Origin of the sequence: Formosa haliotis (assembly GCF_001685485.1) — a bacterium.
Classification (GTDB): Bacteria; Bacteroidota; Bacteroidia; order Flavobacteriales; family Flavobacteriaceae; genus Formosa; species Formosa haliotis.
Map to the genome: position 1 here is coordinate 2,770,602 of NZ_BDEL01000001.1, position 25,820 is coordinate 2,796,421.

25 protein-coding genes and 2 pseudogenes are annotated in these 25,820 nt (G+C 33.9%); 8 read left to right on the forward strand and 19 right to left on the reverse strand.

Annotation, left to right across the window (positions count from 1 at the left end; translation table 11 throughout):
* Positions 1-44 precede the first annotated feature (44 nt).
* The 15 genes and pseudogenes from A9D35_RS11450 to hemA form a co-directional block, all read right to left on the reverse strand.
* Positions 45-890: a hypothetical protein gene (locus tag A9D35_RS11450; protein ID WP_066223159.1), complete on the reverse strand. Its 846-nt coding sequence runs from the start codon at positions 888-890 to the stop codon at positions 45-47.
* Positions 891-981: 91 nt separating this feature from the next.
* Entirely contained in the window at positions 982-2,136 is a 1,155-nt protein-coding gene (locus A9D35_RS11455; RefSeq protein ID WP_066223161.1) for a serine hydrolase domain-containing protein, read from the reverse strand.
* Between the two features lie 33 nt (positions 2,137-2,169).
* Complete coding sequence (locus tag A9D35_RS11460; RefSeq protein ID WP_066223163.1) at positions 2,170-2,643, reverse strand: methylated-DNA--[protein]-cysteine S-methyltransferase; 474 nt, start codon at positions 2,641-2,643, stop codon at positions 2,170-2,172.
* A pseudogene (locus A9D35_RS11465) lies at positions 2,643-3,727 on the reverse strand (CNNM domain-containing protein). Before A9D35_RS11465 ends, A9D35_RS11460 begins: the two are co-directional and overlap by 1 nt.
* A gap of 25 nt (positions 3,728-3,752) precedes the next feature.
* Positions 3,753-4,741 (reverse strand): annotated as a pseudogene (gene hemB, locus A9D35_RS11470) (porphobilinogen synthase).
* 2 nt (positions 4,742-4,743) lie between these two features.
* The gene (locus A9D35_RS11475; protein WP_066223165.1) at positions 4,744-5,745 is read right to left on the reverse strand and encodes a DUF4421 family protein; all 1,002 of its coding nucleotides are present in this window, start codon (positions 5,743-5,745) and stop codon (positions 4,744-4,746) included.
* 45 nt (positions 5,746-5,790) lie between these two features.
* Complete coding sequence (locus A9D35_RS11480) at positions 5,791-6,798, reverse strand: DUF4421 domain-containing protein (protein ID WP_066223166.1); 1,008 nt, start codon at positions 6,796-6,798, stop codon at positions 5,791-5,793.
* On the reverse strand, positions 6,789-7,691 hold the full coding sequence (gene hemF, locus A9D35_RS11485; protein ID WP_066226026.1) for an oxygen-dependent coproporphyrinogen oxidase: 903 nt from the start codon (positions 7,689-7,691) through the stop codon (positions 6,789-6,791). The genes A9D35_RS11480 and hemF overlap by 10 nt, the downstream gene beginning before the upstream one ends.
* Positions 7,687-8,214, reverse strand: a complete 528-nt coding sequence (locus A9D35_RS11490) for a GNAT family N-acetyltransferase (protein WP_066223168.1) — start codon at positions 8,212-8,214, stop codon at positions 7,687-7,689. Before A9D35_RS11490 ends, hemF begins: the two co-directional genes overlap by 5 nt.
* A gap of 1 nt (position 8,215) precedes the next feature.
* Complete coding sequence (gene hemE, locus A9D35_RS11495) at positions 8,216-9,238, reverse strand: uroporphyrinogen decarboxylase (RefSeq protein ID WP_066223169.1); 1,023 nt, start codon at positions 9,236-9,238, stop codon at positions 8,216-8,218.
* Positions 9,238-9,891, reverse strand: coding sequence for a uroporphyrinogen-III synthase (locus A9D35_RS11500; protein ID WP_083191684.1), 654 nt, complete (start codon positions 9,889-9,891; stop codon positions 9,238-9,240). The genes hemE and A9D35_RS11500 overlap by 1 nt, the downstream gene beginning before the upstream one ends.
* Complete coding sequence (locus A9D35_RS11505; protein WP_066223170.1) at positions 9,891-10,580, reverse strand: potassium channel family protein; 690 nt, start codon at positions 10,578-10,580, stop codon at positions 9,891-9,893. The genes A9D35_RS11500 and A9D35_RS11505 overlap by 1 nt, the downstream gene beginning before the upstream one ends.
* 12 nt (positions 10,581-10,592) lie before the next feature.
* Positions 10,593-12,338, reverse strand: a complete 1,746-nt coding sequence (locus A9D35_RS11510; protein WP_066223172.1) for a TrkH family potassium uptake protein — start codon at positions 12,336-12,338, stop codon at positions 10,593-10,595.
* Positions 12,339-12,354: 16 nt separating this feature from the next.
* A complete protein-coding gene (gene hemC, locus A9D35_RS11515; RefSeq protein ID WP_066223174.1) occupies positions 12,355-13,269 on the reverse strand; it encodes a hydroxymethylbilane synthase in 915 nt (304 codons plus the stop codon).
* A complete protein-coding gene (gene hemA / locus A9D35_RS11520) occupies positions 13,262-14,521 on the reverse strand; it encodes a glutamyl-tRNA reductase (protein WP_066223176.1) in 1,260 nt (419 codons plus the stop codon). Before hemA ends, hemC begins: the two co-directional genes overlap by 8 nt.
* 202 nt (positions 14,522-14,723) lie before the next feature.
* Here hemA and A9D35_RS11525 point away from each other — a divergent pair, with 202 nt between their 5' ends.
* The 8 genes from A9D35_RS11525 to A9D35_RS11555 all read left to right on the forward strand — a co-directional run bounded on the left by A9D35_RS11525 (position 14,724) and on the right by A9D35_RS11555 (position 21,876).
* Positions 14,724-15,614 (forward strand): helix-turn-helix transcriptional regulator, encoded by an 891-nt coding sequence (locus tag A9D35_RS11525; RefSeq protein ID WP_066223178.1) that lies wholly within the window; start codon positions 14,724-14,726, stop codon positions 15,612-15,614.
* Between the two features lie 6 nt (positions 15,615-15,620).
* Complete coding sequence (locus A9D35_RS11530; RefSeq protein WP_066223180.1) at positions 15,621-16,325, forward strand: ThuA domain-containing protein; 705 nt, start codon at positions 15,621-15,623, stop codon at positions 16,323-16,325.
* 36 nt (positions 16,326-16,361) lie between these two features.
* Positions 16,362-16,526 carry a hypothetical protein gene (locus A9D35_RS18775; protein ID WP_162841020.1) on the forward strand — a complete coding sequence of 55 codons (165 nt, stop codon included), beginning with the start codon at positions 16,362-16,364 and terminating at the stop codon, positions 16,524-16,526.
* A 109-nt stretch (positions 16,527-16,635) separates the two neighbouring features.
* On the forward strand, positions 16,636-17,667 hold the full coding sequence (hemH, locus tag A9D35_RS11535) for a ferrochelatase (protein WP_066223182.1): 1,032 nt from the start codon (positions 16,636-16,638) through the stop codon (positions 17,665-17,667).
* Between the two features lie 6 nt (positions 17,668-17,673).
* Positions 17,674-19,041: an MATE family efflux transporter gene (locus tag A9D35_RS11540; protein WP_066223184.1), complete on the forward strand. Its 1,368-nt coding sequence runs from the start codon at positions 17,674-17,676 to the stop codon at positions 19,039-19,041.
* Between the two features lie 2 nt (positions 19,042-19,043).
* Complete coding sequence (locus tag A9D35_RS11545) at positions 19,044-19,592, forward strand: CopD family protein (protein WP_066223186.1); 549 nt, start codon at positions 19,044-19,046, stop codon at positions 19,590-19,592.
* 46 nt (positions 19,593-19,638) lie between these two features.
* Complete coding sequence (locus tag A9D35_RS11550; protein ID WP_083191685.1) at positions 19,639-21,090, forward strand: sensor histidine kinase; 1,452 nt, start codon at positions 19,639-19,641, stop codon at positions 21,088-21,090.
* A gap of 3 nt (positions 21,091-21,093) precedes the next feature.
* Complete coding sequence (locus tag A9D35_RS11555) at positions 21,094-21,876, forward strand: enoyl-CoA hydratase/isomerase family protein (protein ID WP_066223189.1); 783 nt, start codon at positions 21,094-21,096, stop codon at positions 21,874-21,876.
* A 55-nt stretch (positions 21,877-21,931) separates the two neighbouring features.
* Here the strand turns inward: A9D35_RS11555 and A9D35_RS11560 are convergent, their stop codons facing one another.
* The 4 genes from A9D35_RS11560 to A9D35_RS11575 form a co-directional block, all read right to left on the reverse strand.
* Positions 21,932-22,540, reverse strand: coding sequence for a hypothetical protein (locus tag A9D35_RS11560; protein WP_066223193.1), 609 nt, complete (start codon positions 22,538-22,540; stop codon positions 21,932-21,934).
* Positions 22,541-22,908: 368 nt separating this feature from the next.
* Positions 22,909-23,511, reverse strand: a complete 603-nt coding sequence (locus tag A9D35_RS11565) for a hypothetical protein (RefSeq protein ID WP_066223195.1) — start codon at positions 23,509-23,511, stop codon at positions 22,909-22,911.
* A gap of 381 nt (positions 23,512-23,892) precedes the next feature.
* Positions 23,893-24,501: a hypothetical protein gene (locus tag A9D35_RS11570; protein WP_066223198.1), complete on the reverse strand. Its 609-nt coding sequence runs from the start codon at positions 24,499-24,501 to the stop codon at positions 23,893-23,895.
* Between the two features lie 321 nt (positions 24,502-24,822).
* On the reverse strand, positions 24,823-25,671 hold the full coding sequence (locus tag A9D35_RS11575; protein ID WP_066223200.1) for an alpha/beta hydrolase family protein: 849 nt from the start codon (positions 25,669-25,671) through the stop codon (positions 24,823-24,825).
* Between the last annotated feature and the right edge of the window lie 149 nt (positions 25,672-25,820).

Sequence of the window (25,820 nt, forward strand, 5' to 3'; positions counted from 1 at the left end):
TTTTAAGAAATTTTAAATGGTTGCTAAACGGAGCTTTATTCCGTTTATAATTTAAATCCCTCAATATGATTATTTATCTGAATTTTAGAGGTGATTTTTTCAAAACTTAATTTTGATTGGAAAAACTGTAAAGATTTTAATTTTAGTCTGAATTTTGTAAATAATTTATATTTTAAATACCATTTTAACTTCCGTCCGTTTAAATTCTTAGACATTCTCTTATATATTATTTTGTATAAATCTAATAAAGCAACAGAATAGAGAAATGGTATTAAAGCTATGGTTAGAATAAGAGGTAGAGCAAAAGCCTTTAGTGTATCTATATTGATAAAACTGAAGATGTTTTGATAAAGATTATACCCAATATAAATTATTACAATAAAACCGAAAATCAAATTAACATTAGAAGCAAATTTTTCTAATATCTTGTCGGGTTTAACAAAGGGAAGAATGTTTACTAGGGTTAGAAAAATCATTATAAATAATTCTATGGCAAGGTTGAAGGTATAGAAATTTGATAAAAATTCAACAATGATTATCCCTTTTAAACTTCTTTTTAATATTTCTTTAGCGAAATGATTCGAGTTTTTTAGTTCACTTATTTTCATAAATATTGGAAACCCCGCAAATATTAACCAAAACAAACTGTCTTTTAATAGTGATAAGTCCCAAAACTTAATAATTGTTAGAGCTAAAATGACCGACATGGAATAAACAATTATGCTTAAAAAGTAGTCGATAAGATTAGTAGTAAAAATAACAGTAAAAAGTTTCAAAAAATTTCTTCGCGATTCGCGACTTAATGATAATACCCAAATGAAAAAGAATAAAATGCAAATTCCAATGGCGATTTCTCTATTATTAAAAATATCAGTCAATTGATTTTGCATTGTTATTATATAATCGGACTACTATGAACCCCAAATTTAATTGAAATAAAAACTTTGAAATTCAAAAACGAGGCTGCGCTTAACCTTTCAATTAATTATTTTCCAACATATTATAGCCTTCTTCTATATAGGCAAAAATATCTTTCGTAAATGTAGCAACAACATCTTCTGGTCCTTTAGAATGGCCTAATCTTACAATAATAATATTGTCTTCGGGTTCTACAATAACATATTGGCCAAGATGCCCACGCATCATAAAAAAGTGCTTGTCATCAATAGTTTTTAACCACCAGCCATAGCCGTATTCTGGACTAGCATCAAAACGCGGAGTGATGGATTTTTTTACGAAAGCAGAGTCTAACAATTGTTGTCCATTCCATTTGCCATAGTCTTTGTATAATTTTCCAAAACGTGCAAAATCTCTAGCATTACTGGCTATACAACAATAGGCTTTTTCTAGTCCATGCGCATCGCTATCTAATTGCCAAAGCGCATCACTCTCGCAGCCCATAGGTTTCCAGAACTTTTCGCTTAAATAGCCAGACATGGTTTGCCCGGTTGCTTTGGTAAGGACCATACCTAATAATTGGGTGTTTCCGCTTAAATATTTATAGCTTTTTCCTGGTGCTTCAATCCCTTTCATGTTTAAAATAACCGGAGCGAGATTTTCATCGAAATACGCTCGTGTGGTTACCGAAAAAGGGGAGTAGTACGATTCATCCCAATCTAAACCAGAGGCCATAGACGATAAATCGCCAACGGTTAAACCTTCGGATAATCCTTTTTTAAATTCCGGATAAAAATCGCTTACCTTTTGGTCTAGGCTTTTAATTTTCCCTTCCATAATGGCTTTTCCTAACATGGCAGAAATGATGCTTTTAGCCATAGAAAATGAATTAGATTTCGAAGTTTCACCAAAACCATCATAATAGTTTTCGTACCAAATACTATCGTTTTTAATAATCATATAGGCAATCGTACCATTTGCCACATTCATACGCTCTAAACTGTCTGTAGGTTTGGCTGTATTATAATCTTTATGAATGGGCCAAGGTTGAGGTGTACTGTTTTCGATAGTGCGATTATCGAATTCTTTATAATCTTCTAAAAAAGCTGTTTTATGACCGGTACCATAGGTAATCCACGCCGCCTTTAAAATGTAATCGTAGCCCGAAATGTATAGGCCTAGAATAATAAGTCCGCATACAAGTATGATAAACTTGAGGAGTTTAAATAGATATTTCATTATTAGTAGTTTGTTGTGCTTAAATATAGAAAATTAAAATAAGGTTTCCTGTGTAAACGGGCTTTCATGCTGTAAAAGCCATTGTTTACGGTGTAAGCCACCAGCGTAACCTGTTAAGCTGCCATTGGTACCAATAACGCGGTGACAAGGCACCACAATCCAAAGTGGATTTTTACCATTGGCGTTGGCCACTGCACGAATAGCTTTTACATCGCCCAATTGTTTAGAAAGTTCTAAATAAGATACAGTTTTTCCGTAAGGGATATGGCAAAGGGCATCCCATACTTTTTTCTGAAAATCGGTACCTTTCGGATTTCGTTTTATACTGAAATGATTCCGAGACCCATCAAAATATTCTTGAAGTTGTTGCACACAATTTTGTAGCGACTCTGGAATAGTTCTACTAGGTTCTTCATCAGAATTTAATACCGTGATGGCCGAAATACCCTCTGAATTGCCTTCAATTTTAGTAAATCCTAATGGTGATGCTATAATGCAAGTATCCATTAATTTTCTTCGATATCCTCATTAATTAAGCCTAAACGTTTCGCTCTTGCTTCCCAACTTTTTCTAGCCAAAGCTTGAAGATTGGCTACATGGTCGCTTTCGTCCATAATTTCAAGACCTAAAAGAGTTTCAATAACATCTTCCATAGTAACAATACCACTTACAGAACCGTATTCGTCTACTACTAAAGCCATGTGGTTTTTGCTTTCTACAAGCTGTTCGAACAGGGTAGGAATGGCAATATTTCTATTTACAATGATTATATTACGTTTTAAATCTTTTAACGTTTTTTTGCCGTTTCCAAGGGCCATTTCTTTAAAAACTTCATCTTTTAAAACGAGCCCAGTAATGTTGTCTGGAGAATCGGTATACACCGGAATTCTAGAAAATCGGATATTAGAATTTGCCTTAAAAAACTCTTGAACAGAAGTTGTTTCATTAGCTGTTTTTATAACCGTTCTTGGCGTCATAATATCTTTGGCAAGAATATCTTTAAAGGTTAAAAGGTTTTTCAGAATTTTACTTTCAGATTCTTGAAATACGCCGTCTTTTTCTGCCATATCTGCCATAGCATGAAAATCTTCACGACTTAACACACTACCGTGCCCCTTGCCACCAATAAGTTTAGTGGTGAGTTGCAATAACCATAATAGTCCGGTCCATTTTAATGGAAAGATTAAAACCGTTAAAGCTTTAGAGGTGAAGTTGGCTAAGGTTTGCCAATACTTAGCACCAATAGTTTTTGGAATAATTTCTGAAACCACTAATATTAAAAAGGTCATGATTGCAGAAACTATTCCTACGGTATTTATTCCAAAAATTTCAAATTTATAGGGAAGTTTTTCCGCTTCTATACCCACCATCATGGCACCCAGGGTATGGGCAATCGTGTTTAGAGTTAAAATGGCAATTAAAGGCTGATCTACATCCTTTTTAAGATTTTCTAGCGTGGTAGCATAGTCCTTGCCTTCATTCTTTTTTACATTTATAAACGTTGGTGTCACGCTCAAAAAACAGCTTCTAGAATAGAACATAGAAACGAAAAGAATATTGAAATTGTTGCCCAAAAGATAAGTGCTCCCATATATTTAAATTGATTTAGTGCTAAGTTACGAAATCAATTTCACAACATCCTTAGCAAAATAGCTTGCAATTATATCTGCACCAGCTCTTTTTATAGCCGTAACTTGTTCCATCATAACAGCATCGTGGTCTAGCCACCCACGTTCTGCTGCAGCTTTAAGCATGGCATATTCGCCAGAAACTTGATATACGGCAACAGGAACATCGACTTCATTTTTAATATCTCGAACAATATCTAAATAACATAAACCTGGTTTTACCATAACAATATCGGCACCTTCGTCTATATCCATTTCGGTTTCGCGAATGGCTTCCAAGCGGTTAGCATAATCCATTTGGTAAGATTTTTTGTCTTTAGGAACATCAACCATATCTACGGGTGCAGAATCTAAAGCATCTCTAAACGGACCGTAAAATGCTGAAGCATATTTGGCGCTGTAAGACATGATACCTGTGTTAATAAAACCTTCGTCCTCTAGAAGTTCGCGCATTTCAAGAATACGACCATCCATCATGTCGCTAGGGGCTACAAAATCGGCTCCAGCTTGTGCGTGACTTAAAGCCATTTCGGCTAAAACAGCTGAGGATTCATCGTTTAAAATCATGCCGTTTTTTATTATACCATCGTGCCCGTAAGACGAGAACGGATCTAACGCCACATCGGTCATAACCAACATATCTGGACAAGCATTTTTTACAGTTTTAATGGCACGTTGCATTAAACCTTTCGGGTTTAAAGCTTCGGTACCTTTATTGTCTTTTAACTTGTCGTCTACTTTTACAAATAATAATACCGACTTTAAGCCTAAAGACCACAATTCTTTTACTTCAGCTTCAAGCAAGTCTAAACTTAAGCGGAAGTAGTTAGGCATAGACGGAATTTCTTCCTTAATGCCTTTGCCTTCAACAACAAAAAGCGGTACTAAAAATCGTTTGGAGATATGATGGTTTCGCGAACTAAAGACCTAATGGCTTCGTTGCTTCTTAATCGTCTGTTTCTTTTAAGTGGATACATGATTATGATTTTATATTTAATTTTTCGTTAAAATCTTCAGCAGTTTTTATAACCTTTTGAGGTGCTCTAAAGCGATAGCCTATAAAAACTTGCGAAAATGGTATGTTATCTGTGATATATAAATCACGTTTGCTACTATGATTTAAAATTAAGTAATTAAAATGAGCGCCGAAATAAAGATTTTCAAAATCGTAAGTTGCTGTGGCTTTAAAACTAAATTCGGTAAGTAAAGTTGTGAGATTTCCGCTGTTTGACGAGGCGTGATTTAATCCTACTCCGAGTGAAGCTCCAGCAGAAATAAATAAATTTTGATTGGGCACATAGTTGTAATAATAGGCTGGAGAAAAGGCCAAATCGAAGGACTTGAAATCTTTATCTATGGTGTTAAACTGAAGTTTATCTTCGGAATTTATATTGAATGTGGAATAAAAATAAGTTATGCTAGGAACGAAACTTCCTGCACTTTTTAATTGTTTTTCGTTCTGAGACGCAATAGCTCTATATGAAAAATTATCGTTTAAAATATAGGAGGTCGAGCCACCAATTTGAAAAGATTTCGTTTTGGGTAGATAGATATTATAATTGTCATTTTTCAGAAAAAAACCTTTTTCATTATATAATTTAATGGTTTGCATCCATCTCCTTTTATAAAACCCTCTTAGATTTAAAGCGTATAATTTGGAGTCCTCATTATTTTTATTGGCATTTAAAAAATTTGGTGCAAACGAGTAAGAAATGGTGAGCATCCTAAAAAACACACTGGCTCCAATTCGAGATTGTTTGTTTGCATTTAAGTTTAAAACTTGTTGCGAGTTATCGTCGTTCAACGAGAGAGAATTGGAAGTATTTACATAAAAAACGCGAGCCGTGATTCTGTTTTTATAAAATCTAACATATTCGTTTTCTTTATCGAAAAGAGAGTCTTTTTGGGTTTGTTTTTGAGCAAAGCAGGCATAGGTTGTTATAAAAAATAATAGGTAAAATGTCGTGCTTTTCAATATCATAGGGAGTGCTTTGGGGCTATTTTATTTTTTGAAATAGGGTTTTATTTAAGGTATAAATTTAGCATTAAAATCGTCTGCAGTTTTTACTATTTTTTTAGGAGCTTTAAAGCGATACCCTATAAACGCCTGAAAAAAAGGTATGTTGTCGCTTACATTTACGGTGTTTTCGGAATTGTAGTTTAGTACCAAATAGCTATAATATGCGCCAAGGTACAAATTATCGATATCGTAGGTTAAAGAGGTTCTTAAATTGAATTCTGTTAGAAGTGTTATTTCGCTAGTTGTACTGTCTTTGGCATAATGCATGCCTATACCTGCCGAAAATCCAGCAGAGATGAATAGGTTTCGGGTGGGTACAAAATTGTAATAATAAGCGGGTGCCAAAGCAATGTCGAAAGATTTAGAAGAATCGTCTATAGAATTGGAGGGGTCTCCTGTGTCCCAAAAAATGTCGTAATCTGTGTAATAATACAATATGCTAGGTATAAAACTTCCTACACTTTTTAATTGCTTTTCGTCTTGAGAAGCAATAGCCCTAAAAGAGAAGTTTTCGTTAAAGATATAAGAAGTAGATCCACCGACTTTTAACCATTTGGTTCTTGGGAGATATTCCTGGAAATCTTCATTTTCTACATAAAAGCCTTTTTCTTTGTAGATGTCTAGCGTTTGCATCCAATGCTTGCCAAAATACGTTCTAATATTTAAGTTAAAGAGTTTCGAGTCGTCGTTGTCCTTGTTTTTAGCTATAAAATCTGGAGCAAAGGAATACGATATATTAATAAATCTAAAAGCTACCGAGGCACCAATACGGTCTTGTTTGTTGGGTGTTAAATCAATGCTGAAATCGGTATCTCGATCGACTAAAGTTAACGAATTGGAGGTACTTACAAAAAACGCACGTGCTGTAATTCTGTTTTTATAGACATGAATGTATTCGTTAGACTCGTCGTAAATAATACTATCTTGTTCAACATTCGGTATGCTATCTTGCGCGTGGCAGAGATTAGCCATAACAGTTATTAAGATTACAGTAAGAAGCGTTTTTAAACCCATGACTTAGGTTTTTTTAAAACAGTTAATAAGTGCTCCTCTGGACTATTAGGTTCTATTTCGTGGTTATAAACCCATTGCACATGTGGTGGTAGGCTCATTAAAATACTCTCAATCCTTCCATTAGTTTTTAATCCGAATAAGGTGCCTTTGTCATGAACCAAATTGAATTCGACATAGCGTCCTCGACGAATTTCTTGCCAGTTTCGTTGGGCTTCGGTATAGGGTAAATTTTTTCTTTTTTCGACAATGGGTAAATAGCTTTCTAAAAAACTATTGCCCACTTCGGTCGTAAAATTATACCAATGCTCCATGCTCATATAGGTATTGGCTTTACAGTAATCGAAGAATAATCCGCCTATACCTCTGGCTTCATGCCTGTGAGCATTCCAAAAATAAGTGTCGCATTTTTCTTTATATAGGTCGTAAAAACTGTCGTTATGTTTATCGCAAGCGGTTTTACAAATAGTATGAAAATGTTTGGCATCCTCTTCAAAAAGATAGTAGGGTGTTAAATCTTGACCTCCACCAAACCATTGGTCTACAATATCTCCTTCTTGGTTATACATTTCAAAATAGCGCCAATTGGCATGTACGGTTGGTACCATAGGATTTTTTGGATGCAGCACTAAGCTGAGTCCGCAGGCAAAGAAATTGGCATCTTTAACTCCGAAATAGCTTTGCATACTTTCGGGCAGTTTTCCATGAACGGCAGAAATATTTACACCACCTTTTTCGAAAACAGCACCATTTTCTATTACTCGAGTACGACCACCACCACCTTCTGGGCGGTCCCAAAGATCTTCTTTAAAAGTTGCTTTTCCATCTACGGCTTCTAAAGCTGTAGTAATCTTATCTTGTAACTCTTGAATATATTGATAAAATTTATCCTTAATTGTATAGTTCATATAACTCCATATCTAAGGTTGGTGCGTTTGGTGGCGCATATTCGTTTTTTAATGTTTCTTTCCACACAAACCCACAGTTTGTAGCCACTTTTATACTACCTATATTACTTTTGTGCGATATAATTTGAAGTGTTTTAAGATGTAATTTTTCAAATGCTAAATACGCTAAATCTTCTATTGCAGACGAAATAATACCTTTGTTTTCGTGTTTTGCATCAACGCAGTAGGCAAACTCGCCTTGCTTTTTTTTCCAATTAATCTCTTTTAAAATCACTAGTCCCACGATAAAATTGGTGGTAATATCTTTTAATACAAATGTAAATTCAAAGCCCTGTTCTCGTTGTTTTTGCTGATATAGAATATAATCTTTCGAGGCTTCAATATTTAGATTTTTGGCAAGTATATTGGGTAAATAGGTAACAAATCGTTTTACATTATCCATCATGAATTTATGCAGATGTTCTGCATCATGTTCGCGAATGGGTTGAATGTAAAACGAATTGTTTTTCATACTATTTATATTCTTTAACAGCGTCTATAAAGGCTTTGGCATGATCTAATGGGATATTAGGTAATATGCCGTGTCCTAAATTTACGATGTATTTGTCTTTACCAAACTCATTAATCATTTGGTGGACCATTTTTTTAATTTCTGAAGGCGGTGATAATAAACGAGACGGATCAAAATTACCTTGAAGAGTAATATTTCCTCCTGTTAAATATCTTGCATTTTGCGGAGAACAGGTCCAGTCTACACCAAGGGCCGCAGCGTTACTTTTAGCCATATCGCCAAGGGCAAACCAACAGCCTTTCCCGAAAGCAATTACAGGAGCATCATCTTTAAGGGCTTCTATAATTTGATCGATGTATTGCCAAGAAAATTCTTTATAATCTGTTGGAGAAAGCATACCTCCCCAAGAATCGAAAATTTGAACGGCATCTACTCCGGCTTCAACTTTTGCTTTTAAATAGGCAATAGTTGTGTCGGTGATTTTTTGAAGCAATTGGTGAGCTGCTATTGGGTTTGTAAAACAAAATTCTTTGGCTTTATCGAAATTTTTACTGCCTTGACCTTGTACTACATAGCATAAAATAGTCCATGGAGAACCTGCGAAACCAATAAGTGGAATTTCATTTTTAAGTAATTCTTTTGTGGCTTTAATGGCTTGCATTACGTAATCTAATTCCACATTTACATCTGGAACAATAACGTTGTCTACACCTTTTTGATCGCGAACTGGATTTGGTAAATAAGGTCCGAAATTTGGTTTCATTTCCACTTCTATATTCATGGCTTGTGGAATTACCAAAATGTCGCTAAATAAAATAGCAGCGTCCATACCATAGCGTCTAATAGGTTGTACGGTAATTTCACTGGCTAATTCGGGAGTTCTACAACGCGTAAAAAAATCGTATTTTTCGCGAATAGCTATAAATTCTGGAAGGTATCTTCCGGCCTGACGCATCATCCAAACAGGAGGACGCTCTACCGTTTCACCTTTTAATGCTCTTAAGTATAAATCGTTTTTAATCATTATTTTTTTGAGTATTTAACTACGGTTTGTAGTACGTTTTCTATAGTGGGATTTGAGGGTGTATACGTTTGTTTTGAATAGGTTTTAACCGCTTCTTCGGTGGTTTTTCCTATGCAAAAAATGGCTTCATTAGTAATGGTATTTTCAGTAACATAGCTAGAAACACCACTTGGACTAAAAAACAAAATAGCGTCAAAAATACCTTCAATTTTTTTGGGGTTTGGAAGGGTGTTATACACCACAATTTCTTTTAATGGTACGTTGTGTTGGGCTAAAGTATCGGGTAAAATATCTTGTCTAATTTTTCCGCAGAAAAAAATAAAACTTTCATTCTTGTGGTATTTTACAATATAATTGGCCAAATCTGAGCCATATAATTTCATTTTAGATACATTTTGCCCGTGTTCTTCTAAAAAGGCCATGGTTTTTTCGCCAACACAAAAGCAATTGCGAATTACAACCTTATGTTCAATGACTGCTTTGGCTGCATTCTGACTTGTAATAATTGCATTTTCAACAATAATTTCAGAGTCGAATGGTACCGCTTCTATGGTTATAGCATTATATTCGGTTACTTGAATTTGTGCTTTAGTAAGTAACGCTTTCTGGTCTTTATTAAGCGTTTTGGTTGATAAGATAGATTTAATAGGCATTATTGATTGTGGTCACAAATTTTAGAAATATCATCATTGAGTCCGAAAACGACTAACACATCGCCCTCTTTTATAACGGTATTGGCAGACGGAATACCCACAACTTCTTTTATCGAGGTGGTGTTTCCTATAAGGTTTACTTTTTCGTTTTTCCGAACTATAGTAACAATGTTTAATTTGTATTTCGATCTGACTTCTAATTCTGAAATCGTTTTTCCAATAAACTCGACTGGGGTTTTAATTTCTGAAATAGAATATTTTTCGTCAATTTTAAAATGATCGATTAAATTTTTAAGATTTATTTTATTGGTAAGTTTTTGAGCGGCTTCCTGTTCTGGGTGCACAATAGATGTAATACCCATAGCTTGTAAAACGGTATCGTGAATTGGCGATAGCGAACGACTAATTACTTTTAAAGTGGTTGTTTTTTTTAGAATAGCCGTAGTAATAATTGCGGCCCCTTCGTTTTCTCCAATGGCTACAACAGCAATGTCTGTTTGTTTCATTGGCAAGGCTTGGTAGGCCAATTCGTTTGTAGAATCTAAACAAATACTATGAGCAATTTTGTCTTTTACAAGATTTACTTTCTCCATGTTTTTGTCTACACCTACAACTTCATTACCTGTTTCGGTAAGGTTTAAAGCTAGCGACATTCCGAAATTTCCGAGACCAAAAATGATGATTTTCATTTTAAATATATCTTAGTTTATTAAAATATTTTCTTGTGGATATTGGTAAAATTTTTGTTCTACTTGCCCCAACATACCGAAGAGCAAGTTTAAGAGTCCGATACGACCAACAAACATCACGGCTATTATAACGTATTTGCTTGGGTCGCTTAAAGTAGGGGTTAAATTTAAACTTAAACCTACGGTGCTATACGCTGAAAAACATTCGAAAGCGATGGCTAATAAATCTTTATCAGGTTCAAAAAACAACAATAATAATATGGCTGTACCTATGGTAATTAAAGAGATGCAAATAATAGAGAAGGCACGATTTACAGTGCTACTAGAAATTTCTCTTGTGTTTAATTCAATTCTTTTTTTACCTCTTGCCGTAGCCAAAATATTAAGGGTTGCTATTGCAAATGTACTGGTTTTTATACCACCTCCGGTCGATCCGGGAGATGCTCCAATCCACATCAGTAAAATTACAAATAATAATGATGGTGTGGCGACCTGGGTGTAATCTACTGTGTTAAATCCTGCCGTTCGGGGTGTAACCGATGAAAACATGGCTGTAGTTATTTTTCCATATGCCGAATCGTGGTCTTGTAAACTAAAGTTTGCTTCAGAAAAATAGAAGAAAATAAACCCTACAACTAATAAAATACTTGTGGTTACTATGGTGATTTTAGAGTTTAAAGTAAATACTCTTACGGTGGTTTTTAATTTGTTTTTCTTTCTGAACAAGTTTAAAAAACTACGTTTTAAATACGAGAAGGAATTGAAAATAAAACTATATCCTATACCTCCAATCACTATGAGTAGCATAAGTACCCATTGCAGCGAATAGTCGTATCGTAAGGTAGGCTCGTAAAAACTTGATGATGAAGTTGAAAATCCAGCATTACAAAATGCAGAAATGGAATGAAAAATAGAAAAGAAAATTTTATTGTCTATCGTACTAATCGTATCTATAGAAAGGTAAATTAATATAGCTCCAACCAATTCTAAAGCTAAGGTAAACCCAACAATTTGAGCGGTAATTTTAAACACATCTTGTAGGTTTTCTGTAGATGTATAATCTTTCATATACATACTTTCTCTATACGACGAGTTTTCTTTAAAGAAATAGGCAAAAAACGAAGTAAATGTTAGTATGCCCAAACCTCCAATCTGAATTAAAATAATAATCAAGGTTTGTCCTAGTTCTGTAAAATCTTTCCCCGTATCTAAAACTGCTAAACCTGTAACGCATATTGCACTTGTAGCAGTGAATAAGGCATCGATAAACGAAATGCCATTTACCGTTACCCTTGGAAGCATGAGTAACAAGGCGCCAATAAGTATTAAAATAAAAAAACTACCCACAAATAAAATAGCAGGGTTGAAGTAAATTTTATAAATGTATTTTATAAAAAAGGTAAGGCGTATTAACAGATAAAAAAACAGGCCCAGTTCAAAAACCACTTTAGGCCGCATAAGCTGTTCTACAGGTGGTAAATGCTGGTTTAAATAGTATATTGTAAATGCCGATACGAGCGTGGTGACTAATATACCTATGTTGAATTCGATGGTTTTTTTACCAGCAGGAATACTTTTGGCGTATTGGAAATACTTTATTAAATTAAATGTAATTAAAAGTAAAGTTATTGAAGAATAAATAAGAATTCTAAAAGGTTTATAGTCCTCGTTTATTGTGAATCCGAAATCGAAAATTAAAAAAAATAAAATGAGAATATCAGTAAAACGATATAGTTTTTGCAACGTTTTAAGCTTCATTATTTTTTGAGGTTTTTTATGAATTCATTTCTTTTTTAATTGAATTCATGAGTTCTTTTCCACCATTTTCAATGATTTCTAAAGCACAACGTTTTCCAAATTCTTTATAGTTTAAAAGAGATTCAGTTTTAGTTATACTTAGTTTTTTACTTCCGTCTAAGGCTAATAAAACACCAGTAAAAGTAATTGTATCATTAGTTATAGTTGCCATACCACCAATGGGTGCTGTACAACCTGCTTCTAATATACGTAAAAATTCACGTTCTACATGAGTGCAAATATCTGTAGGCGTGTGATTTAATTTTGAAACAGCTTCTGTAATGTCCTTGTCCTTGGCTAAGGTTACCACAACCATGGCACCTTGAGCCGGAGCAGGAATCATCCAATCTAACTCTATATATTGGTCTGGGAGTACATTTATGCGTTCTAAACCAGCTTTAGCAAAAATAGCTGCATCCCAATTATTAGTTTCTAATTTTTGGAGTCTTGTAATAACATTTCCTCTTAAATCTTCAACTTGGTGATTAGGGTATTTGTTAAGCCATTGCGCTTGTCGTCTAAGACTTCCGGTGGCTATTACTCCTTTCGTTTTTAAGAACTCTAAATTTTTGTAAACCAAAATATCGTTTACGTTGGCACGTTCTAAAACTGCTGTTTGTACTATACCCTTAGGAAGCGCAGTCGGAACATCTTTCATGGAATGCACAGCAATATCGACAGTGCCATTTAGCATGGCAACATCTAAAGTTTTTGTAAAAATTCCGGTTATACCTAATTCGTATAAAGGTTTATCTAAAACAATATCGCCGGTAGATTTAACTGCAATAATTTCTGTAGAAAAGCCTAAATCTTCAAGACGCTTTTGTACGGTGTGTGCTTGCCAAAGAGCTAGCTTACTGTCTCTTGTGCCAATGCGTATGGTTTTATGCATTTGATGATGTTTCTAGGTGAAACACTTTTTTAATGAGTTCTAAACTTTCGTTAGTAGAAAAATCTTCGTCCTTTAAATGATGCGCAAAGTGATTTGTTATTTTCTGAATAATGTTATTGCTTATCAGCTCTGCTTGTTCTTCGTTAAAATCAGTAATTTTTTTACGTTGAACATCTAATTCTGCAGATTTAAAGTCCAGTAATTTATTCTTTAAAGCTTTTATTGTAGGTGCAAATTTTCTAGTTTCTAACCAGTCGTTAAATTCTTTTTTAACGTCTTCAATTATGGTTTCGGCAACAGGAATATGTGCTTTTCTTCTTTCTAAAGTTTCATCGGTAATTTGAGATAAATGATCTAAATGTATTAACGACACACCTTCTAGTTCGGTAACATTTTCGTGTACATTCTTCGGAATCGATAAATCTAAAATTAAAAGTGGTTTTTTTGTCTGAATTAAATGCTTGTCTACAGTTGGGTTTTGAGCTCCTGTGGCGACTACTAGCACATCAGAATTATTTATTTCCTCCTGTAAATTAGCATAATCTTTAACCAAAAGATTGAATTTTCCAGCAACACGTTCTGCTTTATCTTTGGTTCTGTTTATTAAAGTAATGTGATCGTTTTTAGTGTGCTTTACTAAATTTTCACAGGTATTTCTTCCAATTTTACCAGTTCCGAACAGTAAAATATTTTTATTAGAAACCTCTGGCACATTATTTAATATGTAATGAACAGATGCAAAAGATACCGAAGTTGCACCCGAAGAAATCTCGGTTTCGGTTTTAATACGTTTACTCGCTTGGGTAACCATATTAATTAAGCGCTCTAAAAAGGTGTTAAGTAAGCCTAATTTTTTAGATAATCTTGCACTGGTTTTTAACTGACTTATAATTTCGAAATCTCCAAGAATTTGACTGTCTAGACCAGAACCCACACGAAACATATGCGAAACGGCTTCTTTGTTTTTATGTACGTAAGCTACTTTTTGAAACTCGTCTACAGTTCCTTTTGTGTTGTCGCACAACAATTTAATAAGTTGAAAAGGGTGTTCGGCATAACCATAAATTTCGGTTCTGTTGCAGGTAGAAGTTACTATTAAACTTTCAATACCGTTTTCTTTTGCTTGGTTAAGTAAATTTAGTTTAGCATCATTATCAAGACTAAAATGTCCTCTAATTTCTGCGTCTGCCTTCTTATAACTTAATCCGATAGCATAAAAATAAGTGCCTCTAGATCCGTGATTTTGATTCATTAACTTTAGTAGTTGGAAATTTTGAACAAATGTATAGTGCCTAAACTTAAAAAAATAACGCTCAAGGAACTTTTAGTGTCGTTTTAAGTTTTTTGGTTGGTTTTTTCAATCGAATATAATAAATATTATACATTTGTAGCAGTTATAGCGCTTTTGAAAATACTATTTTAGAATAATTCTAAATTAAAAAATTATATTAATTATGTTTGCAGAAGGAAAAAATAACGCTGTAGGTACTTTTAATGAGACCTTTATAGAGGAAGGTTTTTTAGTCTTAACCTATCAAAATGAGCGGTTAGAAGTAGAAACAGTAGAAAAGGAAATAGACAGTAGCTATATTCAATTTCATTTTTGTTTAAAGGGTTCCTCTACATTTAAATTCAATAAAGGGAGCTATGCATTACATATTAATGAAGAAAATTCTTTGCTACTTTATAACCCGCAACAAGATTTACCAATACATTTAGAGGTTAACCCTAATTCGTGGTTAATTACCTTACTAATTTCTATTAAAAAATTCCATGCCTTATTTTCTCAAGAAGCCGATTATATTTCATTTTTAAGTGACGATAATAAGGATAAGAAATATTATAAGGACGGAAAAATTTCGCCTTCTATGGCCATAGTTCTTACCCAAATAATGCATTTTAATTTAAACACATCTATTAAAAATCTTTATTATAAAGGTAAGGCTTACGAATTGTTGAGTTTGTATTTTAATAGAAGCGAAGATGCAAGTATAGAACATTGTCCGTTTTTAGTCGATGAAACCAATGTTATAAAAATACGAGCCGCTAAAGATATTATTATTTCGCGCATGGCAGAACCACCGTCGTTACAAGAATTGGCTGACGAAATTGATTTAAGTTTAAAGAAGCTAAAAGAAGGATTTAAGCAAATTTATGGCGATTCTGTCTACAGTTTTTTATTCGATTACAAGTTAGAAGAAGCTCGAAAACTACTAGAATCGGGTCAATTTAATGTCAATGAAGTGGGCCTAAAAGTAGGGTATAGTACGTCGAGTCATTTTATAGCTGCTTTTAAAAAGAAGTACGGAACGACTCCAAAAAAATATTTACAATCAATAAATTAGTAGACCATGAAATTTGTGTTGATTTTTGTTTTGGCTTGGTTAACAGGCGTTAATCCACCAACAGACGAAGTGCTTGTTTTCTCCAAAACTATGGGGTTTAGGCATGAATCCATCGAAATAGGAGTGAAGACTATACAAGACTTGGGAGAGCAGAATAATTTTAAAGTAACACATACCGAAGATTCTAAAGCTTTTACTACCGAAAATTTAAAAAACTACAAACTGGTTATATTTTTAAATACCACTGGCGATGTTTTAAACGATAAAGAACAAGCAGCGTTTAAGAGTTATATTAATAATGGAGGTAATTTTTTGGGAGTGCATGCAGCATCAGACACCGAATTTGATTGGCCTTGGTACGGGAAACTAGTTGGAGCCTATTTTGTGAGTCACCCGAAAGCTTGCGAGGCAGATGTAATTAAAGTCCACACCAATCACCCCGCAATAAATCATTTAAAAGAAGATTGGATTCGTTTTGATGAATGGTATAATTTTAAATCTATTAGTCCAGATATTAAACCGCTTTTAATGTTAGATGAAACCTCTTACCCAGGTGGAGAAAATGGCGATTACCATCCTATTGCTTGGTATCAAGAATACGATGGAGGTCGTTCTTTTTATACCGGATTAGGGCATACTAAAGAATCGTATACAGATCCTGATTTTATTGCGCATTTGTGGGGTGGCATACAATATTGTTTAAAGCGATAATTTTGTTATATTTAATACTATTATAACTTATTTATTATGACGTATTTATCTCCAGAAATAGAAGCGTGGTCCAAACGAAATGATGAAAAATCGTTGGTAAGACCAGGTGTGTCTTGCGGCATCTTTCAAGATTGTAGTTCTAACGAAGAACCTAAAGTTAAAAATAATCAGCAAAACAATAAAGCTGACAAAACGTTGTAGTTTCTTTAGATCTATGACGCGTATTGTGATCAATTCGATTTAATTATTGATAAGATAATACTATGGTTATATCGTGGTATGATCGCAATTTCTATTGTACTTTTGTATTATGAAAAAAGGAATTTTACTTGTTAATTTAGGGTCTCCAGACAGCCCTACTCCAAAAGATGTAAAAACATATCTAGGCGAATTTTTAATGGACGAGCGGGTTATAGATATACCGTTAGTTGCCAGAACTGCCCTAGTAAAAGGAATTATTTTAAAAACAAGACCTAAGGCTTCTGCAGCTGCCTATAAGAAAATTTGGTGGGACGAGGGTTCACCATTAATAGTCATTTCAGAACGGCTTAAAAAGAAGGTGCAAGACAAAGTAGATTATCCTGTTGCATTGGCTATGCGTTACGGAAGCATGACCATAAAGAAAGGTATTCAGGAGTTGGTTGATCAAGGTGTAGATGAGGTGTTTTTAATTCCACTATATCCGCAGTTTGCTATGGCTACTACCGAAACCATTTTGGTCTTGGCCGAAGAATTACGAGCCGAACACTTTCCGAATATAAAAATTGAACATTTACCAGCATTTTATAACAAACCCGATTATATCGCGGTATTATCTGATGCGATTAAAAATAGTTTAGAAGATAAACAGTTAGATCATATTCTGTTTTCTTATCATGGTATCCCGGAACGTCATATTAAAAAAAGCGATGTCACACAGTCGCATTGTAAATTAGACGGCTCATGCTGTGTAACTCCTTCTAAAGCACACGAATTTTGTTATAAACATCAGTGTTTAGAAGTTACTAGGCTTGTAGCAGAACGTCTTGGTCTAGAAGCCGGAACCTATTCTACCTCCTTTCAATCACGTTTAGGATTCGACCCGTGGTTGTTGCCTTATACCGACAGAACTATTGAGCGATTAGGCTTGGAAGGTATCAAAAATATGGCCATTGTTACACCGGCATTTGTTAGCGATTGTTTAGAAACTTTAGAGGAAATTGCTATGGAAGGGAAAGAGCTTTTTCACGAAGTTGGTGGTAAAGAATTTACTACAGTACCTTGTTTAAACGACGACGAACCTTGGGCAGCATTGCTGGCAAAATGGATAAAGGCTTGGGCAGATAAATCGGTTAGTGTTTAAAACTATATGAAAGAAAAGGTATCGGTAGATTTAGGAACAGAATCCATAAGCAAACTTTTAATTAAGCAAGCTGTACCTGCGTCTATTGGGATTTTGGTTATGTCTCTTAACGTTCTTGTCGATACCATTTTTGTGGGAAATTGGATAGGGTCTATTGCTATTGCAGCGATAAATGTAGTGCTACCAGTTTCCTTTTTTATTGCCGCTCTGGGTATGGCAATAGGGATTGGAGGGTCTTCTATTATTTCGCGTGCTTTAGGTGCCAATAATAAAGAAAAGGCTAGAGCTACTTTTGGAAACCAGATTACCCTTACCATTCTTTTTACTACCGTTTTGGCCGGATTAGGATTGTATTTTGAGGACAGTATAATTCAATCTTTTGGAGGAAAAGGGGAGATTTTCGAACCCGCAAAAATTTATTATACCATCGTACTTTATGGTGTTCCTTTTTTAGGACTTTGTATGATGGGAAATAACGTTATTCGCGCCGAGGGGAAACCCAAATTCGCCATGTATGCCATGATGATTCCATCCATTGGGAATCTTATTTTCGATTATATTTTTATAAATATTTTAGATTGGGGCATGATGGGAGCTGCGTGGGCAACCTCTGGCTCGTATATGTTATGTCTTATTTATGTGGTTTGGTATTTCTTCTCAGATCATTCCGATTTAAAAATAGATTGGTCTTATTTACGACTTAAATGGAATGTTATTTCCGAAATTGGCTCGCTTGGTTTTGTTACTTTGGCACGTCAGGCTGTGGTAAGCGTTACCTATTTATTTATGAATAATATTCTATTCGATTTAGGCGGAGAAGTCTCTGTGACGGCCTATGCCATTGTAGGCCGAATGTTAATGTTTGCCTTGTTTCCTGTGTTTGGTATAACACAAGGATTTTTACCAATAGCAGGGTATAACTATGGTGCAAAACAATACGACCGCGTTCGAGAATCAATAAATATTGCTGTAAAATACGCTGCTATTTTAGCGACTATAGTCTTTATATTACTTATGGTTTTTCCAGAAGCCATAACAAAAATGTTTACTCAAGATCCAGAAGTTTTAAAAGAAACACCTTCGGCCATGCGATGGGTTTTTGCAGCAACCCCAATTATTGCATTGCAATTAATTGGAGCGGCCTATTTTCAGGCCATAGGGAAAGCAAAACCGGCCTTATTGTTAACCTTAACCCGGCAAGGATTTTTCTTTATTCCGTTAATTTTAATTCTACCTAAGTTTTATGGAGAATTAGGAGTGTGGATGTCATTTCCAATTTCCGATGTGCTTTCAACTATAGTTACTGGATATTTTTTAAATAAAGAAATTAAATCAGATTTAATCAAAAAAGTGCAATTGCAACTTAACCCATAGTTATGGAATATTACAATTATATAAAATCCCTTCATCTTATTTTTGTTATTACCTGGTTTGCAGGCTTATTTTACATTCCAAGATTATTTGTTTATCAAATAGAAGCCTTTCATAAACCTTCTCCAGATAAAGAAATTTTAGGCGAGCAGTTAAAATTAATGGCAAAACGGTTGTGGTATATTATAACTTGGCCGTCGGCTATTTTGGCCACTATTTTTGCAATTTGGTTACTTATTCTTATGCCGTATTGGTTAGAAGAACCATGGATGCACGTGAAACTGTTTTTTGTGTTATTACTAATTGTTTACCATTTAAAAACACATCAGTTTTTTAAACAATTGCAACGCGACGATGTAAGAAAGACTTCTGGTTTTATGAGACTTTGGAATGAAGGGGCTACATTTATTCTCTTTGCTGTGGTATTTTTGGTTATCTTGAAAAGTAGTTTAAACTGGATCTTTGGTGTAGTTGGTATTTTTGTGCTTGGTATACTGATTATGATTGGTTTTAAAGTCTATAAACGTATAAGAGCTAAAAATCCAAATGCTTAAAATTAATGGCTTGATTCTTGTTAAGTATTGGAACAGGATTTAAAACATGAAACTTAAAAAAATCTCTTTACGGCTTCGCATATTTGTCGCAATGCTTTTTGTTGTGCTATTGGCTTCAATATTAATTGTTGGCGTGGCTATCTATCAGTATGGGGAAGAGGCAGTCGACTATCATCAACAACGTCTAGAACGTAAGGAGAAGAATATTAAATCGCATCTTAATTTTGTTATTAAGCAAACATCTTACGAGGTAAAGACCGAAAAAATTCCTCTTATTTTAAAGGAAAAGATTTACGAGATTGCTAATATTCATAATTTAAAAATTAATATTTACGATTTAGATGGCGCTATTTTAACCTCTTCTCGAGCAGGTTTTGCACAAGATTCCTTAGCACAATGTATTCATGCCGATATTTTAAATACACTAGCCAATACGGCTCAGCATACCTATGTAGAACAGCGTAGTGAAAACAATAAGTTATATCAATCGTCCTATTCGTATATTACCGATCAAAAATTTAAGCCTTTAGCAATATTAAACTTACCTTATCTTGAAGATGATGATTTTTTAGCTAAAGAGTTAGACGAGTTTTTAGAGCGTATTAGTTATGCGTATTTATTTATGTTGATTTTAGCTTCGGCTATAGCATTCTTTCTAGCGAATTATATTACGAAATCTATTAAAACGATAAGCGATAAAATTAACTCTACAAGTTTAGAAACCGTTAATAAACGTATAGATGTAGAAGATGCTAGTGAGGAAATAACAACGCTGGTAGAATCGTACAATAGTATGATCGATCAATTGGAAGAAAGCGCCAAAAAACTAGCTAGAAGTGAGCGAGAACAAGCTTGGCGTGAAATGGCGAAACAAGTCGCTCACGAGATTAAAAATCCGTTGACTCCAATGCGATTAACCGTTCAGAATTTTCAGCGTAAGTTTAGTCCAGACGATCCAAATATTAATCAAAAAGTAGAGGAGTATTCCGAAACTTTAATTCAGCAAATAGATACCATGAGTGCTATAGCATCGGCGTTTTCTAATTTTGCTAATATGCCAGCACAGCAGAATGAAACGCTAAATGTGGTAAATACGGTTAGGCTTGCTTTAGATATTTTTAACAAAGATTATATCGTATTTCTTGCCGAACGTGAAGAAATCATTACTACTTTTGATAAAACACAACTTATTAGAATTGTAACGAATTTGGTTAAAAACGCCATTCAGGCCATTCCAGATGATCGGATTCCAAAAATTGTAGTACATGTTTCATTACATGACAGTGAGGTGCAAATTACAGTTTCAGATAATGGTGTGGGGATAGAGGAAGGGAATGAAACTAAAATTTTCGAGCCTAAATTTACTACAAAATCCGGAGGTACTGGACTTGGTTTGGCTATGGTTAAGAATATTGTAGAATCTTATAATGGCCATATTACTTTTAAAACGCAACAACAAAAAGGGACTACATTTATTGTAACCTTTCCTAAAACATAAATTATGGATTTTAATACTATTATTTCTGAATTTAAAAATGGAATTACAACCATTACCATTAATAGACCTACGAAACTTAATGCTTTAAATAAGGAAACTATTAAGGAATTACATTATGCTTTTAAAGCGGCAGACACCGATAGTAAAACACGTGTTATTTTGGTAACAGGAAGTGGTGAAAAGGCTTTTGTTGCAGGAGCAGATATTAGTGAGTTTTCTAGTTTTGATGTAAAAGAAGGATTAAAATTAGCGGCTAAGGGGCATAAAACCCTTTTCGATTTTGTTGAAAATTTATCTACACCAGTTATTGCGGCTGTAAATGGTTTTGCTTTAGGAGGAGGCCTAGAATTAGCTATGGCTTGTCATTTTAGAGTTGCTAGTACAAATGCTAAAATGGGATTGCCAGAAGTGTCTTTAGGGGTTATTCCTGGTTACGGTGGGACGCAGCGTTTACCTCAATTGGTAGGAAAAGGTCGTGCCATGGAAATGATAATGACTGCCGGAATGATTACTGCGGATCAAGCTCTAGATTACGGCTTAGTTAACCATGTGGTTACCCAAGAGGAGTTAATACCGTTTTGCGAGGGTATAGCTAAAAAAATAATGAATAACTCGCCAAAAGCCATTGGTGAAGCTATAAAATCTATTAACGCCGGATTTAAGTCGGGGGTAAATGGATATAAAAAGGAAATAAAAGGTTTCGGGAAATGTTTTGGAACCGAAGATTTTACCGAAGGCACAACAGCCTTTTTGGAAAAACGTAAAGCAAATTTTACTGGAAATTAAATAAAAAAAAGAGTGGGTTTTATGCCCACTCTTTTCGTTTAGTTTTTAATTAAGTTTAGATGCTAAAGTATTCTACATAATTTCTGCCGTTAGCTTTAACTACCACTTTGTAATTACCGCCACGCGTCTTAGAAAGACTGTAAATACGCTCAATCTTTGCAGTGTCGGTGAAATTTTCAGTGTGAATTAAATCGTAGCCAGCACTGTCTCGGCTTCCGTCGTAATAAATATTAACTTCTACATCTTCTTTGTCTAAATCTAATTTAGAAAAGTATAAATGATTGTTGTTAACACGTACTACAGGTTTAAAAATAATTTTCTCATTTAATTTGTCGAACTTTACTTCGTTGAAAGTCACTTTAAAAGGAATTATTTTAATTTGAAAATCTTTTTCATGTTCAAAATAATACTTCCCGTTTGGTAAAGCTGTTAAATCAAATTTATTCGCAAAAATACCCGATTTCTCAATGGTCTTTTTGTAAAGGATCATGCCGTTAACGTCTTTAATAAAGAGTTGCTGTCCTGCTTTTACATTTCCAAGTGTTAACGTAATTTCCATATCCATTCTTTCTTTGTTTTCTAATGAAAGTGGATTGGCAAAACTTGTTGCGATGCTAGTAACCATAACTAACATGCAAATACTGTGTGTGATTACTTTTTTCATAATTCAAATTTTTTATCGATTAACTTATTCAAAGATAGAGGGTTACAGGGGAGTTGAAAACATCTATATTGGCTATTTTATGTTCTATATTAACCGTTAAATTATCGTTACGAAATTGTAAGGTTAAAATAGCATATATTTAGGTTAATTTTTTGGTGTTCTACAAAATGACTTTTTTGTGGAAATTTTTCAGTATTTAACCAACAAAAGGGAAGCTTTTAGGCATTTGTCTAACTTTTTTTATTGAGAGCAGAATAGCGGTTAGGTGTAAAGCCAATGAAACTATATTAAGCTTTGAAAAAATAAAGCATAAAAAAAAGAGTGAACTATGGAAGGTTCACTCTTTTGTGTGGGATTGAAATCTATTTTTAGATCTTGATGTATTCAACATATTCATTATCGTTAGAAATTGTTACAATTTTATAGTTACCAGCATGATTTTTTGATAAACTAAACACACGCTCTACTTTCGTAGTATCTTCTATAGTTTCAGTGTGTAATAATTTGTAATAATTTCCTTTGTCTTCTTCAAAGTAGATTCTAACTTCTACATCATCTCTGTTTAATTCTAATTTAGAAAAATAGATGTTGTTGTCTTTAACACGAACAACTGGCTTGTAGATTGTCTTTACATTAGCTTCATCGAAAGTTACATCTCCAAAATGTACCTTAAAAGGTATAATTTTAACTTGATATGCTTTTTCGTGTTCAAAATAATACGTTCCGTTTGGTAAATCTGTAAAGTCGAATTTATGACTTGTGCTATTTCCTGTTTTTTCAAACTCCTTTTTATATAGTACAAAACCGTGTTCATCTTTAACAGATAATAGCTGTCCTTCTTTTACGTTGTCTAATGTTAATGTAATCTCCTTGTTTTTTCCTTCGTCATAACTAAATGAAGGTGTGAAATTTGATGCGATACTAGTAATCGTTACTAGTAGGCAAATACTGAGTGTCATTACTTTTTTCATAATTCAAATGTTTTATAGATTAACATATGACAAATATAGGATGGTAAACACAGTCTAAAAACAAGGATATTGGCTACTTTATGTTCTATATTAACCGTTAAATTATAGTTATCAAATTATGAAGTTAATATAGCATAGATTCGGGTTAATTCTTGATAGTTTACTGATAATGAGGTGAAAAGAGTTGACTTGCTAGTTTGTGTATACACTCGCTTTTAGCTGATAGATAATTATCTTGTTAGGATTTATATGAGTTAAGCTGAGAAGCTTCATGGTATTGTTGAATGGTATTTGCCTTTTAGATTTAGTAAAAATATGGCACAAAAAAAGAGTGAACTTTGGAAGGTTCACTCTTTTGATTCGGGGTGTTTAAATCTATTTTTAGATCTTAATGTATTCAATATATTCTTTGTCGTTAGAAACTGTTACAATTTTATAGTTACCAGTATGCTTTTTTGATAAACTAAATACACGCTCTGCTTTAAGAGCATCAGAAATAGTTTCAGTGTGTACTAATTTGTAATGATTTCCTTGGTCTTCTTCAAAGTAAATTCTAACTTCTACATCCTCTTTATTTAATTCTAACTTAGAAAAATAAATGTTGTTGTCTTTAACACGAACAACAGGCTTATAGATTGTCTTTACATTGGCTTCATCGAAAGTTACATCTCCAAAGTGTACTTTAAAAGGAATAACTTTAGTTTGATACGCTTTTTCGTGTTCAAAATAATACGTTCCGTTTGGTAGATCTGTAAAATCAAATTTATGACTTGCATTGTTGTCTGTTTTTTCAAACGCCTTTTTATATAGTACAAAACCATCTATGTCTTTAACAGATAAAACCTGTCCTTCTTTTACATCGTTCAATGTTAACGTAATTTCTTTGTTCTTCCCTTCATCAAAACTAAATGACAAATTAGAGCTAAAACTTGATGCGATACTAGTAATCGTTGCTAGTAGGCAAATACTGAGTGTCATTATTTTTTTCATAATTCAAATATTTTATGGATTAACATGTGACAAATATAGAGCGGTAAACACAGTCTAAAAACAAGGATATTGGCTACTTTATGTTCTATTTTAACAGGCAGATTACATATGTTAACAGGCTGGGTTAAAATAGTATAGAAGTGGGTTAATTTTAGAAATATGTTGAATTTTAGCTATTGAAAAATAAATTAGGTTTTACTGCTACTTAGGTTTTAAGAGCATAAATTCTAACGAATTATTCTAGTAGTTTAGATTGTATAATAAATGAATTGAGGTAATTAACTTGTCACCTATTTTTTGGGAGGAAGGATGTTTATACAACTAGGCTGTTTCATTTATAAAAGCAATCATAATAGTTGTTACGTATTTAAGGGAATCTGGCAGTTGGCTACTTGCCCAAGGATGCGAAGCTTCAAAAACGTGATTGGCGCCTTCTATAATTTCCAACTTACTTTCCTGATTCCATTTATGAAGTTGCTGTGCTTCTTCTAATAAAACACTAGTGTCGGCATTACCGTGAATAATAAGATAAGGAATCTGTAAATTCGAAACCGCTCGTTTTATTGTTAAGCGCTCTTCATTCGCTTTAAAATTTTCGAAAAATTGATAGTAATGAGGCATTTGTTGTTTGGTGCGCCCATTTTCAACATACATAACGCCATCGTTTTTCCATTGTTCTAAAGCTGCAGCTGTTGCCATACGTTTTCCGAAATCGGAAACTCCAGCCAGACTAATTACTTTGCTAATACGGTTATCTTCTTCGGCTTTTATGGTAACTATACCTCCGCCACGGCTATGGCCAATTAAAGTAATAGCATTGTTGTTTGCTTCGGGTTTAAATTCTGAGTTGGAAGAGATCCAATCTATAACAGACTTTAGGTCGTCTAGTTCTTTGGTGTAATTATTTTGTCCGAAAGCTTCTAAATCGTGGAAATCTATAGGTTGTTCTGGCGTACCGCCATTATGAGAGAAATTAAATTTAATCAAGAAAAATCCTGCTTGGGCAAAAGCTTGAGCCATTAAATCCCAAGCGCCCCAATCTTTAAAACCTTTGTACCCATGACAGAAAATAACTATGGGTTTGGGGGTGCTGTTTTCTAAGTAGAATACATCGGTTAAAATAGGTTTGTTGTGTATTCCAGGAAGCAGTAGGTTTTTAATGGTTTTCATAAGTTGTTTTCTTTCGGCCTGTTAATAATTATAAAGTTAAAAACTTTAAATGGCTTTTAAGATTTTCGCTAGAAAAAAGGCAAAAAAAAGAGTGGGATAACCAGTCCCACTCTTACAAACAAACTAACTAATTGACATAGTTTAAACTA

Excerpts from the sequence above, each read along its gene's own strand:
- A9D35_RS11455 (WP_066223161.1), bottom strand. The coding sequence starts at position 2,136 with ATGAAATATCTATTTAAACTCCTCAAGTTTATCATACTTGTATGCGGA.
- A9D35_RS11500 (WP_083191684.1), bottom strand. The coding sequence starts at position 9,891 with ATGCCTATTAAATCTATCTTATCAACCAAAACGCTTAATAAAGACCAG.
- A9D35_RS11565 (WP_066223195.1), bottom strand. The coding sequence starts at position 23,511 with ATGAAAAAAGTAATGACACTCAGTATTTGCCTACTAGTAACGATTACT.
- A9D35_RS11545 (WP_066223186.1), top strand. The coding sequence starts at position 19,044 with ATGGAATATTACAATTATATAAAATCCCTTCATCTTATTTTTGTTATT.
- A9D35_RS11505 (WP_066223170.1), bottom strand. The coding sequence starts at position 10,580 with ATGAAAATCATCATTTTTGGTCTCGGAAATTTCGGAATGTCGCTAGCT.
- A9D35_RS11570 (WP_066223198.1), bottom strand. The coding sequence starts at position 24,501 with ATGAAAAAAATAATGACACTCAGTATTTGCCTACTAGCAACGATTACT.
- A9D35_RS11530 (WP_066223180.1), top strand. The coding sequence starts at position 15,621 with ATGAAATTTGTGTTGATTTTTGTTTTGGCTTGGTTAACAGGCGTTAAT.
- A9D35_RS11480 (WP_066223166.1), bottom strand. The coding sequence starts at position 6,798 with ATGGGTTTAAAAACGCTTCTTACTGTAATCTTAATAACTGTTATGGCT.
- A9D35_RS11525 (WP_066223178.1), top strand. The coding sequence starts at position 14,724 with ATGTTTGCAGAAGGAAAAAATAACGCTGTAGGTACTTTTAATGAGACC.
- A9D35_RS11550 (WP_083191685.1), top strand. The coding sequence starts at position 19,639 with ATGAAACTTAAAAAAATCTCTTTACGGCTTCGCATATTTGTCGCAATG.
- hemE (WP_066223169.1), bottom strand. The coding sequence starts at position 9,238 with ATGATTAAAAACGATTTATACTTAAGAGCATTAAAAGGTGAAACGGTA.
- A9D35_RS11510 (WP_066223172.1), bottom strand. The coding sequence starts at position 12,338 with ATGAAGCTTAAAACGTTGCAAAAACTATATCGTTTTACTGATATTCTC.
- A9D35_RS11575 (WP_066223200.1), bottom strand. The coding sequence starts at position 25,671 with ATGAAAACCATTAAAAACCTACTGCTTCCTGGAATACACAACAAACCT.
- A9D35_RS18775 (WP_162841020.1), top strand. The coding sequence starts at position 16,362 with ATGACGTATTTATCTCCAGAAATAGAAGCGTGGTCCAAACGAAATGAT.
- hemH (WP_066223182.1), top strand. The coding sequence starts at position 16,636 with ATGAAAAAAGGAATTTTACTTGTTAATTTAGGGTCTCCAGACAGCCCT.
- hemA (WP_066223176.1), bottom strand. The coding sequence starts at position 14,521 with ATGAATCAAAATCACGGATCTAGAGGCACTTATTTTTATGCTATCGGA.
- A9D35_RS11560 (WP_066223193.1), bottom strand. The coding sequence starts at position 22,540 with ATGAAAAAAGTAATCACACACAGTATTTGCATGTTAGTTATGGTTACT.
- A9D35_RS11460 (WP_066223163.1), bottom strand. The coding sequence starts at position 2,643 with ATGGATACTTGCATTATAGCATCACCATTAGGATTTACTAAAATTGAA.
- A9D35_RS11540 (WP_066223184.1), top strand. The coding sequence starts at position 17,674 with ATGAAAGAAAAGGTATCGGTAGATTTAGGAACAGAATCCATAAGCAAA.
- A9D35_RS11490 (WP_066223168.1), bottom strand. The coding sequence starts at position 8,214 with ATGAAAAACAATTCGTTTTACATTCAACCCATTCGCGAACATGATGCA.
- A9D35_RS11475 (WP_066223165.1), bottom strand. The coding sequence starts at position 5,745 with ATGATATTGAAAAGCACGACATTTTACCTATTATTTTTTATAACAACC.
- hemC (WP_066223174.1), bottom strand. The coding sequence starts at position 13,269 with ATGCATAAAACCATACGCATTGGCACAAGAGACAGTAAGCTAGCTCTT.
- A9D35_RS11450 (WP_066223159.1), bottom strand. The coding sequence starts at position 890 with ATGCAAAATCAATTGACTGATATTTTTAATAATAGAGAAATCGCCATT.
- A9D35_RS11555 (WP_066223189.1), top strand. The coding sequence starts at position 21,094 with ATGGATTTTAATACTATTATTTCTGAATTTAAAAATGGAATTACAACC.